The organism is Pseudomonas salomonii (genome assembly GCF_900107155.1).
Lineage (GTDB): Bacteria > Pseudomonadota > Gammaproteobacteria > Pseudomonadales > Pseudomonadaceae > Aquipseudomonas > Aquipseudomonas salomonii.
This window is the reverse complement of sequence record NZ_FNOX01000011.1, coordinates 213,591-227,974: the sequence shown is the minus strand read 5'-3', so window position 1 is coordinate 227,974 and position 14,384 is coordinate 213,591. Positions and strand designations below refer to the sequence as shown.

At 59.9% G+C, this 14,384-nt stretch carries 7 protein-coding genes; 6 read left to right on the top strand and 1 reads right to left on the bottom strand.

Features of this window, described 5'->3' with window-relative positions; translation table 11 throughout:
* The first annotated feature begins 35 nt into the window (after positions 1–35).
* From BLV67_RS24375 to BLV67_RS24360, 4 genes are all read left to right on the top strand, one after another.
* Positions 36–1,070: a histone deacetylase family protein gene (locus BLV67_RS24375; RefSeq protein ID WP_069785750.1), complete on the top strand. Its 1,035-nt coding sequence runs from the start codon at positions 36–38 to the stop codon at positions 1,068–1,070.
* Positions 1,067–2,158, top strand: coding sequence for a polyamine ABC transporter substrate-binding protein (locus tag BLV67_RS24370; RefSeq protein WP_069785751.1), 1,092 nt, complete (start codon positions 1,067–1,069; stop codon positions 2,156–2,158). The genes BLV67_RS24375 and BLV67_RS24370 overlap by 4 nt, the downstream gene beginning before the upstream one ends.
* Before the next feature lie 139 nt (positions 2,159–2,297).
* Positions 2,298–6,896 carry a dermonecrotic toxin domain-containing protein gene (locus tag BLV67_RS24365; RefSeq protein ID WP_074854536.1) on the top strand — a complete coding sequence of 1,533 codons (4,599 nt, stop codon included), beginning with the start codon at positions 2,298–2,300 and terminating at the stop codon, positions 6,894–6,896.
* A gap of 146 nt (positions 6,897–7,042) precedes the next feature.
* Positions 7,043–11,716 carry a dermonecrotic toxin domain-containing protein gene (locus BLV67_RS24360; RefSeq protein WP_069785752.1) on the top strand — a complete coding sequence of 1,558 codons (4,674 nt, stop codon included), beginning with the start codon at positions 7,043–7,045 and terminating at the stop codon, positions 11,714–11,716.
* On the opposite strand, the gene pdxR is transcribed toward BLV67_RS24360, so the two are convergent.
* Complete coding sequence (pdxR, locus tag BLV67_RS24355) at positions 11,670–13,208, bottom strand: MocR-like pyridoxine biosynthesis transcription factor PdxR (protein ID WP_068931386.1); 1,539 nt, start codon at positions 13,206–13,208, stop codon at positions 11,670–11,672. The genes BLV67_RS24360 and pdxR overlap by 47 nt on opposite strands.
* Before the next feature lie 87 nt (positions 13,209–13,295).
* Here pdxR and BLV67_RS24350 point away from each other — a divergent pair, with 87 nt between their 5' ends.
* Both BLV67_RS24350 and BLV67_RS24345 read left to right on the top strand, forming a co-directional pair.
* Positions 13,296–13,934 (top strand): FMN-binding negative transcriptional regulator, encoded by a 639-nt coding sequence (locus BLV67_RS24350; RefSeq protein WP_065932064.1) that lies wholly within the window; start codon positions 13,296–13,298, stop codon positions 13,932–13,934.
* Positions 13,931–14,377, top strand: a complete 447-nt coding sequence (locus tag BLV67_RS24345; protein WP_069785753.1) for a GNAT family N-acetyltransferase — start codon at positions 13,931–13,933, stop codon at positions 14,375–14,377. The genes BLV67_RS24350 and BLV67_RS24345 overlap by 4 nt, the downstream gene beginning before the upstream one ends.
* Positions 14,378–14,384: the final 7 nt, after the last annotated feature.

Below are 14,384 nucleotides of genomic sequence, written 5' to 3'. Positions count from 1 at the left end.
CTGGATCCACCGATACAGCCTGCGGAGAACAACAAATGCTGACGATCTACTCGGACGATCACCACCTGCACCATGGCCGCTGTGAGTTGATGGACGGGCAACTGATGCCCTGCTTTGAAATGCCCTCGCGCGCCGACCACGTGTTGCAACGGGTCAAAGGCCGCGAACTGGGCCCGGTGCACGCACCGCAGGATTTCGGCCTGTCGCCGCTGCAGCGTATCCATAGCCACGACTACCTCGACTTCTTCCAGGGCGCCTGGCAGCGCTGGACCGAATTCGGCCAGGACGGCGACTTGCTGCCCTACACCTGGCCCGCGCGCACGCTGCGCCGGGTGATCCCCACAAGCCTGCATGGCCAGCTCGGCTATTACAGTTTCGACGGCGGCGCGCCGATTACTGCCGGCACCTGGCAAGCGGCCTACAGCGCGGCGCAAGTTGCCCTCACGGCGCAACAGGCCATCCAGAACGGCGCCCACAGTGCCTTCGCCCTGTGCCGCCCGCCCGGGCACCACGCCGCAGGTGATTTGATGGGGGGTTACTGCTACCTCAACAACGCCGCCATTGCCGCCCAGGCCTTCCTCGACCAGGGCCACAAACGCGTCGCGATCCTGGATGTGGATTACCACCACGGCAACGGCACCCAGTCGATTTTTTACGCCCGCAGCGACGTGTTGTTCACCTCGATTCATGGCCACCCGGAAGCGGAGTTTCCGTTTTTCCTCGGCTATGCCGACGAGCTGGGCGAAGGTGACGGCGAGGGCTTCAACTTCAACTACCCACTGCCGGCCGGTTCCGGTTGGGCAGCCTGGAGTGCTGCACTGGAAGAAGCCTGCACCGAGATCCAACGCTATGGCGCCGACATCATCGTCGTGTCCCTGGGCGTGGACACGTTCAAGGACGACCCTATCTCGCAGTTCAAGCTCGACAGCCCGGACTACCTGGCCATGGGCGCGCGCATTGCCCGGTTGGGCAAGCCCACGCTGTTTGTGATGGAAGGCGGCTACGCGGTGGAAGAAATCGGCATCAACGCCGTCAACGTCCTCGAAGGTTTTGAAGGAGCAGCCCAATGAACAGGCTCAAGTCGCTCGTCCTCTGTGCCGCCGTCCTCAGCGGCGCGGCTCACGCCGAAGAGAAAACCCTCAAGGTCTACAACTGGTTCGACTACATCACGCCCAAAGCCCTGGAAGACTTCAAGGCGCAGAACCCCGCTATCAAATTGGTCTACGACATCTTCGACACCAACGAAGCGCTGGAAGCCAAGCTGCTCACCGGCAATTCCGGCTATGACGTGGTGGTACCGTCCAATGTGTTCCTGGCCAAGCAGATCGAAGCCGGCGTGTTCCAGCCGCTGGACCGCAGCAAGCTGCCAAACTGGAACCACCTCGATCCCAAGCTGATGAAGTTGATTGAGGCTAACGATCCGGGCAACAAGTTCGCGGTGCCCTACATGTACGGCACCATCCTCATTGGCTTCAACCCGGCCAAGGTCAAGGCGGCGTTGGGTGACAATGCGCCGGTGGGCAGCTGGGATCTGATCTTCAAGGAAGAAAACATCAGCAAGCTCAAGCAGTGCGGCGTGGCGTTGCTGGACTCGCCATCAGAAATCCTGCCGCTGGCTTTGCAGCACCTGGGCCTGGACCCCAACAGCAGCAACCCCAAGGATTATGACAAAGCCGAAGCGCTGCTGATGAAGATCCGCCCGTACATCACCTACTTTCACTCCTCCAAATACATGGCCGACATCGCCAACGGTGATATCTGCGTGGCCGTGGGCTATTCCGGCAGCTTCTCCCAGGCCGCCAACCGCGCCAAAGAAGCCAAGAATGGCGTGACGGTGGACATGCGCCTGCCCAAAGAAGGCGCGCCGATCTGGTTCGACATGCTGGCCATCCCCAAAGGCGCAAAAAACCCGGACGACGCCTACATCTTTATCAACTACCTGCTGCAACCCAATGTGATCGCGCCGGTCAGCGATTTTGTCGGCTACCCCAACCCGAACAAGGACGCCACCGAGCTGGTCGACCCGGCCATTCGCCACAACCCCAACCTGTACCCGACCGAGGCGGCGATGACGACGCTCTATACCCTCAAACCCCTGGACAGCAAAGCCGAACGCGCCAGGACAAGGGCCTGGACCAAGATAAAGTCCGGAAGGTAAAGCGCTCTACAGGCGCACCTGCCTTTAACAGCAGGCCTATGTAAGCACCGCCTCCCTGGCTGGCCGAGCCCTAGCATGGAAATCCCGAGCCTGTACCTCGGGCTATCTCCATCAACCGGCCAGACAGGGAAGCCATACCATGACCTCACCCGCTGCAAATAACCACACGAACGCTAAACGGCTGGATGAGCGCTCAGCGCTGTTCACCCAACTCTATGTCGGCCCTTCATTCAGGGAAACCGCATCGGCCTTGTTGCGCCAGTCACTGCGGGAACTGTACCCAACGCTGGATATCGACCCGGACATCGCCATGGTCGGTACGCCGACCTGGCAACTGATTGACGACGAGATTGTCGCCGGGCCCACGGAGTACAAGGCCCTCAGCGACATCCTCGCCAAACAGGCAGTTCTGTCAGTGCCGGCGTTGTACATCGAGGGCGAACATTTTCTCACCCAGCAACCGATCGTCGAGCCGACAGTTCACTTGCCCGTGCGTATCTGTGAAATCGCCAAAACCCTCAACCTGCTGGCCCCCGTCATGCTGCGGGCCTTCCAGCAACAGTTGGTCGCCTACTGGAATCAAACCAACAGTAGCGGCCCCCATTGGCACGAGTTGTCGAGCATGTTGCGGGAGGTCTGGAATGTCGAGACTGCAGACGACTGGAGCACCACCGAGTGCGCCATGGCGCGCACCCTGTTCACCCACCCCGATAAAGCCGACAGGAAGGGCAAAGACCCATACAACCTCAAGGCCTGCCTGATCGATATCGACCGCGTCGACGCTGACCACATGACCCACCAGAATGAAGTCGTGATCGCGGTACTGCTCGGCGAACATGAAGGGCAGCAGTCGATCCTCATGTATTCACTGCTCAAGGGTTATGAAAAATTTCCCTCGCTGGAGCACCTGGGCAATTCATTGTCATTGCACCTGCCAGCCTCTGCCTCGAACCAGGAAATTCATTGGCGTCTGTTCGAGCCTGATGGCGACTTTTTCGATCATCAGGCCTGCGCGATGGTGTCCGTGCTGATCGAGGCCGTGGGTGCAATCGACTTCTCGGACCTGCGCCAAACCCATAACGCCGATGTCGTCCTCGGCACGCCGCCAGCCATCGCCCCCCTTGCCCCTGAAAAAGGCCCGGGGCTTGCCTGGTATCAGAACCAGTTGCCCGAGTGGCTGACCAAGGCGTCCATCGCCGACCAGAACTTCTTTGCTCGGCACTTGAAGGACCTCGCCGCCCTGCACAACCAGAATGCCGGCCGTTCCTACCTCGACGACGTCCCTTCCATCGGGGACTACGCATTGAAGGTGATCAAGGCGCAAATGATCAAGGATCATCCTGCCAGCGCCAACGTTCCCTTGGATAGAATCCGCCTGACGGTGAAAAGCCCGGTCATCTGGGGCACCTTTGTGGTGCCGGGGCAGTTCGAAACCACCTCTTTGAGCGTGGTAGAACTGGCCTTGCAAAACCTGATTGCGCTGCCGACCGGCAGCCGATCCGTCGAGACCGATAATGGATTCAAACTGCCTGGGTGGATGAACTCCAACTATTTTGTAGACTTGGTCACCCATGCCGATATCGGCAGTGCCTATCCCGCGTTGATCAAACAAAAACTGTTGGACGACCCGCAGGAGTCGTTACGCCGTAAAACCCTCTATAGCCAACACCTGCGTATCCAGCTGCCTATGCAGGCCTTGCAAGCCAAGATTCGCCAGCAAGAAGGCATTGACGAGCGAGGCTACCGTTATGTGGCGGCGGTGTTACAAGACCAGGCCACTGACCGCCAGATTGACGGGCAAACCATTGTGCTCAGGCCATTGGCGTTCCGGCCCCTGCGGCGCGCGAAAGCGACATTGGACACCGTTGCCAACATGTACGTGATCGGCCCCGAGGACCAGACGGCCGGCCCATGCCTGTTGTATCGACCGATGTTCACACCGCCCCTGATACAGTTCCCTACCCCGGCCAATCTGATCTATGGGATTTCGCAATCGAGCACCCTGCGCGAGTCGGTACTGGCCTGGCTACCGGATGCGGTGCGTAACGACTACGCCAATTACGTATTCCCCGGCGCACTGCCTACGCCCTGGCAAGTGGCCGACTACCTGATCGAGCCCGACAAACTATGGACCATGAGCGGCCCCATGGAGTTAGGTGAACAAGTGCTTAACGGCGATCGTTTTTCCACACTGTTCAAAGCCAACGCCGATGCCTTGATCGAACTGTCGGATCGGCAATCGGTTTCCAATGCCGAAAACCGTTGGGCCACGTTCAAGCAAGCCGGCTGGCTGATGTTCAATGCCGTGCTGCCCTTTCTCGGCCGTACCGTGGGCACGGCGGCGTGGATCTGGCAGGTGGTCGATCAACTGCAGAACTTTATCGAGGCCCGGGAGCACGGTGAGCAGCAAGCCGAGTGGTCGGCGCTCACCGATGTTCTGCTCAACCTGGGGATGGCCATCACCTTGCACGTCGCCAGCCGCAGCCACCGTCCCGGCTACCCACGCAAGGCCCAGCCAACCCTGCCGCAGCCGACAAGCGCCACAGACGTCACCGTCAAACAACAACCGTCCCTGACCCAGGCGTTGGCGTCCAAACATTCACCTCACTTGCACATCAGTGGCGCAATCAAGCGCGCCCCTGGTGAACTCGCCAGCCTGCTCGACAGCTTCAAAGTCACTAAGCCCGATGGCCTGGGCACCGCTGAAAGCGCGGCAGGCCAGCACCAGCACCTATTCCGGCACGCACAGCACTACTACGCCCCCGTGGGGGAGCGCTGGTTTGAGGTGAACACGGATGAAGATGAAACGGTGGTCATCATCGACCCCAGGCAACCGGAGCGCACGGGCCCGACGTTGATTCACAACGCCCAGGGCCAATGGTTCATCGACACGCGTCTGCGTCTGCGCGGCGGCGGCCCGAAAAAACAACAGGAAAGGTCCAGATCCGAAGCGGATGTCAAGGCGGTGGAAGCCCAGCGGCGGTTGTCAGCATTTGAGCAAGACAAGAGCACCACGCAATTCGAGATACAGGCGGCCCGCGCTGAGATGGAGGATCCCGAGGCCGGCACTTCGGCCGATGCCCGCCGTGAGATCTACCTGCAAAAGCTCGAGGCCCAGCGAAATAACTACGAAACGGCGCTGCAACAACTCAAGGTCTTGAATGTGTTTGCCCCGACTGCGAACTATCAAGAGCAAGTCGTGCGCTACGTCGGCGCCCAGTTGGACCTGACGGAAACCGGCATACGCGAAGCTCAAGTCACGTTCACGCCAAAGCTTAAAACCGTGCTGGACCAGATTGAGCGCCAGGCCAGCCATCCCGAGGAGCGCCATATCGAGGACGCCCAAACCTTGACCGAGATGAGCCAGGACATGATCGAACGCCTGAACTACACAGAATCGCGGTTCGCTCAGCTTAGGGCGATGGGGCGATCCGGCTTCAAGGCGATGAGCCAACATCGCAAAAGCTTGCCGATTTACACGGCTCGCGACCTCAGGTTCCTGCAAGTGACCCTGGCGCGCAATCTGTGCGTGGACGAAAACAGCATAACCACGGCTCCGGATGCCTGGAACGCCATCGACCGTATTGTCGACAGCGCCAATCTGTCGATTCAGACCTTGCGTGAAACCCTGTTCGAACGCAGCGAGTCGCGCCTGGACGAACGCATCGAAACCTTGGGCAGCCTGGTCGAACAGTTCAATGTCCTCGATGAACGCCTGCAGGACTTTCCGGCTGAATTTACCAACGTTGCACTGACCACTCCCCTAACGCGCCTGCGTGAGAAAATCCGCAGTTTCTACAACGAAACCGTTGGCCACCTGGAGCTGCTGCACAATGAACGCGAGGCCCTCAGAAACCGACCAACCCCGCCCCCAACCCCGCCAAAAGCCCGGAAGAAAGTCATTTATACGCGTTACAACGGTGTGCTCGTAGGTGACCCACGCCTATCGGCGATGGGCGAGGAAACCGGGCTGGTGGATATCAGGTCTCCGCTTACCCAGGAGGTCATGGCGACCTTCCACGAAAAGCCCGCAGGCGTCTGGGTGCAGCGCGTGAACCCGGTCGAAACAACGTCCAGCACCGCCGTCGATATCGCCACCCGCATCAATCAAGCCCAGGACCTGTTGGACGCACTGGAGGCTTTCAAGCTGCGTGCTACCGAACAAGCCGCCAAGCCGGAGCGCACTGCTACCGGCATAGAAGCGCTGTATCACCAGCACGCACTGGAACTGGAACAGGCGTCTTCGAATATTGAAGAGGCCCTTACCCAAGGCAATGCAACCGAAAGTCACCAAACCTCGGCGGCCCTTGTCGACAAAAAACTCAACGAGGCGGCCCAAGCCCTCTACAAGGAGGCTTCACGCTGCAAGTCGTTGTTGTTCAAAAAACATCCACCCACGGTGCATGCCCTGGAATGGTTGCTGAAACACCAGGAAATCGTCATCAAAAAAACCGTCACGCGTCGCCGGCTCAAAGGCCCGGAGAGGGACTATCTGGACGAGTACACCATCCACAACCGTGAAGACCATAGCGTGCTGTGGTATGCGCACTTTCATTATTCAACCGACTGGGTGCCCGCCAAGGCATTCCTGCGGGCGCGCCTGAAAACCCCGCAGGAGCACGCCCGTGGCGCGCAATCCGACACCCTCAATGGCCTTGGCGAGAAGCATAAAACCGCGGTGTATCTCAGCGAAATCAATCTGGACCAGGCCCGGCGGTTGTTTTTCACGGTGAAATAACCCCCGAGGCGAGGGCGTTCGCGCCCTCGATTCATGATCGCAGCCAGCCGCAGCGCGACGTATCTACCGCCCCTGCGGTAACGTCGCTCGCTACCTTGCGCGTTCCTTAAAGCCCGTACGGGCCATTGAATGCAACGGAGCTGCGCATGCCCAATGACACTGTCAACAATCACCGTCCACCTACTACCTATGAACTGCTGACCCAGTTAACCAGTGGCCCCACTATCCGCGAAGTGGCCGCAACGGCATTGCGCTCAGCCATCAAAGCGTTATATCCCACGCTGGAGATCGAACCCGACCTGGCCATGGTCGTCAGCCCTCAATGGGAGGTGGTCGGCAACGACGTCGTGCGTGCGCCGGCCACTGTCGAACCGCTCACGTCCGTGCTGGCCCGGCAGGCACTGTCCAGCGAGAGAGTGACCTATATCGACGGCCAACACTTCCTCACCTTGCAACCATACGCTCTGATTCCTGTGCACCTGGCAGTGAAAATCGATGCTATCGCACGCTTGATCAACGAGCTGTCCGACCTGCTGTTCACTGCGTTCCAGGAACAGCAACTGGACTTCTGGAACGCGTCCAATGGCGCCACCGGTCCGCGCTGGCAAGCCTTTTCCAGCACACTGAGGAAGGTGTGGAACATCACCGAAGAGCAAGGCCTGAGTGAGCACGAAAGCGCGATGGCACGTGGATTTTTCCAGGAACCCGACCTGGCCAGACGTTCGCTGAAAGACCCTTACAAGACCCACGCGTACCTGGTCGACGTGGACATTCTTGACGCCGGCCTGTCCACCCATGTCAGCTTCCTGGATATCACCGTATTGGTGGGCGAGCACGCCAATCGCCCGATGATCCTGACGCACTCGTTGGTGAGCGGGTATGAGACGTTCGAGTCACTGGCACAATTTGGTGCCGCGCTGCCTGCACGAATGAGTGCGCCCGACAGGGACGCCACCTTGCAATGGCGCTTGTATGAACCCGACGGCAACTTCTTCGATACGCTGGCCTGCAATCTGATCTCGTTGCAAATCGACGCCATAGGCAGTTACGGCGAATCCGGCCTGGAGGACCCGGTCGAAGCACAGGCGCCCGCGACAACGGTCGCCCGCATCGTGCCCAGTATCGAAGAAATGAGCGATCACCAACTGTCGAATATCCGCGATATTCACCGACAACTTCCAGGCTGGCTGGCGTCGGCAACGGACTCCGATATCGCCGCCTACGGCCGCTATATGATCAACCTGGCCCAACTGCACAGCCATTACCACGGCGAAACGTTTCAGGACGGCATTCCAGCCATTCGTGACTACGCACGGACGCAGCTGCAAAACCTTATCCGCTCCCCCGAAGAGGGCGCGCGCCTGAACCTGGACAACATCGAGATCGTCATTGAGAGCCCAGTGCTGTGGGGCACGTTTATCGTCCCCGGAGCCGTGGACACCACACGCCGCAGCCTGATCGACCTGGCCTTGGAAAACCTCACCGGCCTGCCCACCGGCAACGTGACAGTGCACTACAACGGCAGGGGCAGTGACACCCCCGCCTGGCTGACCTACAGCTACCTGAAAGACGTGATCGAGGACATCGATATCGGTCAGCGCTACCCCGCACTGGTCAAACAGCAGCTGCTCGATGACCCCACCCAATCGAGTCACCGACAACAGCTCTACATCGGCCACCTGCAGATTCAACTGCCGTTGCTGGCCCTGCAGATGAAAATCCGAAGCCAGAGCGGCTTCGATGAGCTGGGTTATCGCTACGTCGCCGCCGTTATGCATACCGATGAACATGCGCGCCATGTAGACGGGCACCCTATCGTCATGCGTTGCCTGGCCTTCGTGCCCAGCCTGCGCCCCGGGCCTGAGCATGACGTGGTCACCAATATGTTCGTGATTGGCCCGAAGCATTCCGACAACGGCCCCTGCGTACTCTATCGGCCGCTGCTGGAGCCGGCCCTGATGCAATTTGCGTCGCGGCAAAACCTGCTCTATGCCATCAAACATGACCGCTCCTTGCGCGAGTCGGTGTTGGCCTGGCTACCTGAAGCGCAAAGATTCAACTACGCCCAATACGTTTTCCCCGACACCCTTCCTTCGCCCTGGACCGTGGTGCGCGCACTGGTCGAACCGCTGACCGTGCTGTACATGAGCGGCCCGGTGACGTTGAGCGATGAAGAAATGGGCAATGACATCTTTGCCACGCTGTTCAAGGCCAACGCCAATGCCATGGTCGAGTTGGCGACACGCCAGTCGGTGTCCAACGTGCAGAAACGCTGGGCGACCTTTCGGCAGGCCGGCTGGCAAATTTTCAACGCCGCCCTGCCCTTCATGGGCCGCACCCTTGGCATCGCCGCCTGGGTCTGGCAAATCATGGACGACCTGCAGGCCGCCGAGGAGGCCGTGAACAAGAGTGATCAACCTGCCTCCTGGACAGCGTTGGTGGATGTCTTTCTCAACCTCGGCATGGCGCTGACGCTGCACATCGCCCTGCGCCACCCTGGAGCGCCCAAGCGATCCGCTCCCCCCAGAGTCCGAGCTGAACCAAAGAAAACGACGATTGAAACGGTAGACACGCCGTCCGTTAACGAGAAGACACTTACCTCAGTGCAACAGGCCACTATTTCCGACAGCCAACTTTCAGCCAAGCATCAAGGCCCCGTGCACACTCGCGGAGCCCTCAGTCACAGCCGCCTCGGACTGGCCAAGACGCTCGACAGTTTCAAGGTCGCCAAGCCCGAAAAACTCGGTGAACAAAATAAAAACCCCGGTCACCACCTCAATCTCTATCCGCTTGCAGACAAGTGGTACGCACCGGTCAGCGAGCGTTGGTTCGAGGTCACGGTGGATGACAACGACAGCGTCGTCATCATCGACCCGAAAGAACCTTCGCGTACCGGCCCCCCGCTGATCGGCAACCTCGCGGGGCAATGGTTTGTCGATGTCCGTTTGCGGCTACGCGGCGGCGGTCTTCGAAACCGGCGGCGTGCGGTCAAAATCGATCAGCCGGCGCGCATTGCGGCACTTATGACTCAACTCAACGCCTTCGACGCGGTCGCCGCCCGCCAACAGCTGGACGTGCTTGAGGCAGAGCCTGCGCTGGACGCTGCCCCCGGCCCTTCCACAGACCTGCGGCGTACAACGTTCATCAGTAAAGTCGACGGCCGGCTGGCGGCGTACGACGAAGCGATCAGCCAACTGAAGTCCTTGAGCATCATCGACACGGTGCCCACCTACCAGAGCAATATGAGCGGTTACCTGAAACAGCAATTGCAACTGACTCAGATCGCTTTGGATCAACAAGTGGTGAGTTATAGGGAGGCCCTGAAGTCGTCGGCCTCAATCCTCGATGCCGAGGTGGACATCGACTATAAAAACCAGGTTCGCAGCGCCCAGGACCTGTCCACCCTGAACCAGGCAATCATCAAGCGCCTGCAGTTCATCAACGACCGTTTCAACGATCTCAGAGCATTGGGAGATGAGGGTGCAGCCGTCATTCGTAAAACCATCGGGGAGTTGCCACAGCTAACCCTCACTGAACTCAAATCCCTGGAGATCATCCTGGGCCGCTACTTGTGTATCGATGAAGAGCAACGCCAGATCCCCGCCACGCTGCGCGAGCGGATGGGCCAGATCGTCGATAGCGCCGAACTGAACGTCGAGAGTTTCAATGAGATTGTGGAACGCGGTAATGGCGCATCGCTGGATGAGCGCATCGATGTACTCAACAGCCTGGTAGAGCAATTTTCCAGTGCCGACCAGCGCCTGCTCGATCTTCACGCCGATTACCCGCAACACTTGCACAAAAGCCGCCTGGAAAGTTTCCGCCAACAGATTGGCGAGTTCAGCCAGCGGGCTGTACGCGACCTGGCGCAATTGCTGCGCGCGAAGAAAGCCCTGGAGCCCAAGCCCGGCGGCTCGAAGACCGAGCCCCGCCCGCGGCGCAAAGTAATCAAAACACGCCATCACGGCTTGGTCATGGGTGAACCGCGCGAAACCGACAGTTCCCTGGTCGATGTCAAGGCCAGCATGACCGGCAAGGTGATCGCCACATTCCATGAGAAGTCGCCAGGGGTGTGGGTCACACGGCATAAAACTGCGCTGCATCCACCCGCCCCTGTTTCCGTGGACCTGGACACCAGCATCAACGCCGGTAAAACGCTGTTGGAGGCCGAGAAGGCTGAAGTTCGCAAATACCAGGGTTTCTCAACGAAGCCCTGGCACGCTGCGCAAGATGTTCAAGATATGTTCGATGATTATGCGAGGACGCTGGAAGCCGCGTCGAAGAACATCGAAGAAGCGCTGACCCAGCGCAATCTCACGGAGAGCGATCATGCTTCCGCTGCAGTGACCAACCGCAATCTGAACGACGCGGCACAGCGTTTCTACCGGTTGGGTAAAAAAACCTATATCGACATGATCAAGCGTCAGCTCCCCACCGCCGATCGGGTGAATTGGCTGCATAGCGAAGGGCTGATCACCATTGCCAGGGTCGGCAAGCGCCGCCCCCTCAAGGGGCCCTGGAAGGACTACCTGGACGAGTACGAGATTCGCGATAAGGAGAACGGCGCTGTGCTGTGGTTCGCGCACTTCCATTATGAAACCAAGGATGCCGAGCCGGAGAATTTCACCAAGGGCCATCTCAAGACCCGCGAACAACAACGGCTCGGTGGGTCCCACCAACGCACCGGACCCAGTGATTGGGAGTTGATAGAGATCCATCGCAGCAGGATCAGCGAGCAACTGGCCGAGTCGCTGTTCTTCAACCGCAGAGCAGCTATGCCTTCCACGCCTGGCGCAAGCGCATCAGCGCCTTCGCGATAGCTGCCTCGGGCACGGCGGCAAACCCCATTACCAGACCAGCATGCTGGTCCGGTGGCGGGCGTGTGCCAGCCAGCCAATAGCTACTCAAGCCATTGATCTCGACATCCACTGCATGGGCCTGAGCCAGCAATACCTGCTCGCGGGCCAGGCTGTCCACCCGCACCGTGATGTGCAACCCCGCCGCGACATTGGGCAAAGCACCGACCCCGGGCAACCCGGCGGGCCATCCGGCCAACAACGCATTGCGTCGGCTGAGCGCGGCGCGACGCATCCGGCGGATGTGCCGCTGGAAATGCCCGGCCGCCATGAATTCGGCCATCACCGCCTGGGTACTGACTTCGGAATGGCGCATATCCACCGCACGGCGGCGAGTGAAGGCTTGCACCAGCCCCGGTGGCAACACCAGGTAACCCAGGCGCAACGCCGGGAACGCCACCTTGCCGAAGGTGCCGACATACAACACGCGCCCACTGCGATCCAGCGCCGCCAACGGCGACAGGGGCGCGCCGCTGTAGCGATACTCTCCGTCGTAGTCGTCCTCGATGATCCAACCGCCGCTACGCTCGGCCCAGGCCAGCAGCTCCAGGCGCCGCGCCAGGCTCATCACCACGCCCAACGGGTATTGGTGGGACGGCGTGACATAGGCCACACGACAGTCATCCAGGGTGTTAAGCACCTGGCTATCCATGCCCTCGCTGTCTACCGGCACGCCATGCAATCGCGCGCCGGCCAGGGCGAACGCGTGGCCGGCGGCGCGGTAACCGGGATTTTCCACCGCCACGCCGTCCCCAGGCTCCACCAGCAACTGTGCACAAAGGCTAATTGCTTGCTGTGCGCCACTGGTGATCACAATTTGTTCAGCCGTGCATTGCATGCCACGTGAACTGCGCAAATACGCCGCGATCAGACCGCGCAAACGATCGTCACCGGCCGGGTCGCCATAACACAGCAGTTCCAGGTTCGGCTTGCGCCAGAACGCCCCATTCAGCTTGGCCCATATATCAAACGGGAACAGGTCGAAGGCCGGCACACCCACACGAAAAGCCCGCGGCGGCCCGGCTGGAGGGTGAGCCAGGTGGTTGTTTTTTACCCGTGTCAGGCCCGCGCTGTGGATAACTTCATTGTCCAGATCTTCCGGCAAATCCGCCCATTTTGTGGATAAGGCTGGGGATAAACCTGTTGAAAACCCTGTGGATACTTTTGTGGATAGTTTTTTTGCCGTAGGCAGTTGGGCCACATAGGTGCCGTCACCCACTCGGCTTTCGATAAACCCTTCTGCGTACAGCTGATCGTAGGCGCGCACTACGCTGTTGCGCGAGATCGACAGGGCCGCCGCCAGGTCACGCGTGGCGGGTAATCGCGTGCCGCTCACCAGCCGCCCGTCCAGCACCCGCTGGCGCAGGGCTTCGTAGAGTTGCCGAGTAAGCCCCTGGCGACGATCCAACTCGATACCTGCGGGGTTGAACGACAGCGGCGGCGTGATGGGCGACATATTGGACCTATGAAATTGGTGCCAGATGGCTCTTACAACGAACCATTAGCCTGCCTAGGATGCAGGCATTCGCCAAGGAAAATTTCCATGTACACACCACGTGCCTTTGCCCTCGATGATTTGCCTGAACTGCAGCAACTGATCCAGCACACCCGCCTGGCGCAGTTGGTGACCGTTGGTGAGCAAGGCCTGCAGGCCAGCCATTTGCCGCTGCTGCTTAACCCCGATGAAGGCCCCAATGGCACGCTGTACGGGCACTTGGCCAAGGCCAATCCACAATGGCGTGAGCTGCAAAATGGCAGCGAAGCACTGGTGATCTTTGCCGGTGCCGACGCTTATATCAGCCCGGCGTTTTACCCGGCCAAGGCCGAGCACGGCAAAGTGGTGCCCACCTGGAATTACATCGCCGTGCATGCCTACGGCAAGGCTGAGGTATTTACCGACGCCGAGCGGCTGCTCGCGGTGGTTACCGCCCTCACCGATCGCCACGAAGGCAACCGCGCCCAGCCATGGAAAGTCAGCGACGCCCCGGCCGACTACATTGACGGCATGCTCAAGGCCATCGTCGGCTTCGCCCTGCCCATCGAGCGCCTGATCGGCAAGCGCAAACTCAGCCAGAACCGCAGCGCAGCCGATATTGCCGGCGTGCGCGAAGGCCTGGCTGCCAGCATTGATGTACGCGACCAGACCCTCGCGCGCTTTATTCCCCAAGGAGTTTCAGAATGAGTCAGATCGACATCCGCCAGGTCACGTCCGCCGACCACGCCGCGTGGCTGCCGCTGTGGCAGGCGTACTTGAAGTTCTACGAAACCGAACTGCCGGACGCCGTCAGCCAAAGCACCTGGCAACGCCTGATCGATGCCAACGAGCCGACCCATTCGGCGCTCGCCTGGCAGGACGGCAAAGCGGTGGGCATGGTCAACTTTATCTACCATCGCTCCAACTGGAGCATCGAGAATTCCTGCTACCTGCAGGACCTGCTGGTGGATCCGGCCCAACGCGGCACCGGCGTGGGCCGCAAATTGATCGAATTCGTCTACGCCACCGCCAAGGCCGATAACTGTGCCAAGGTGCACTGGTTGACCCACGAGACCAACGCCACCGCGATTGCGCTGTACGAACGCATCGCCGAACGCCCAGGTTTTATGCAATTTCGCAAAGGTCTTTAAGGAGCGC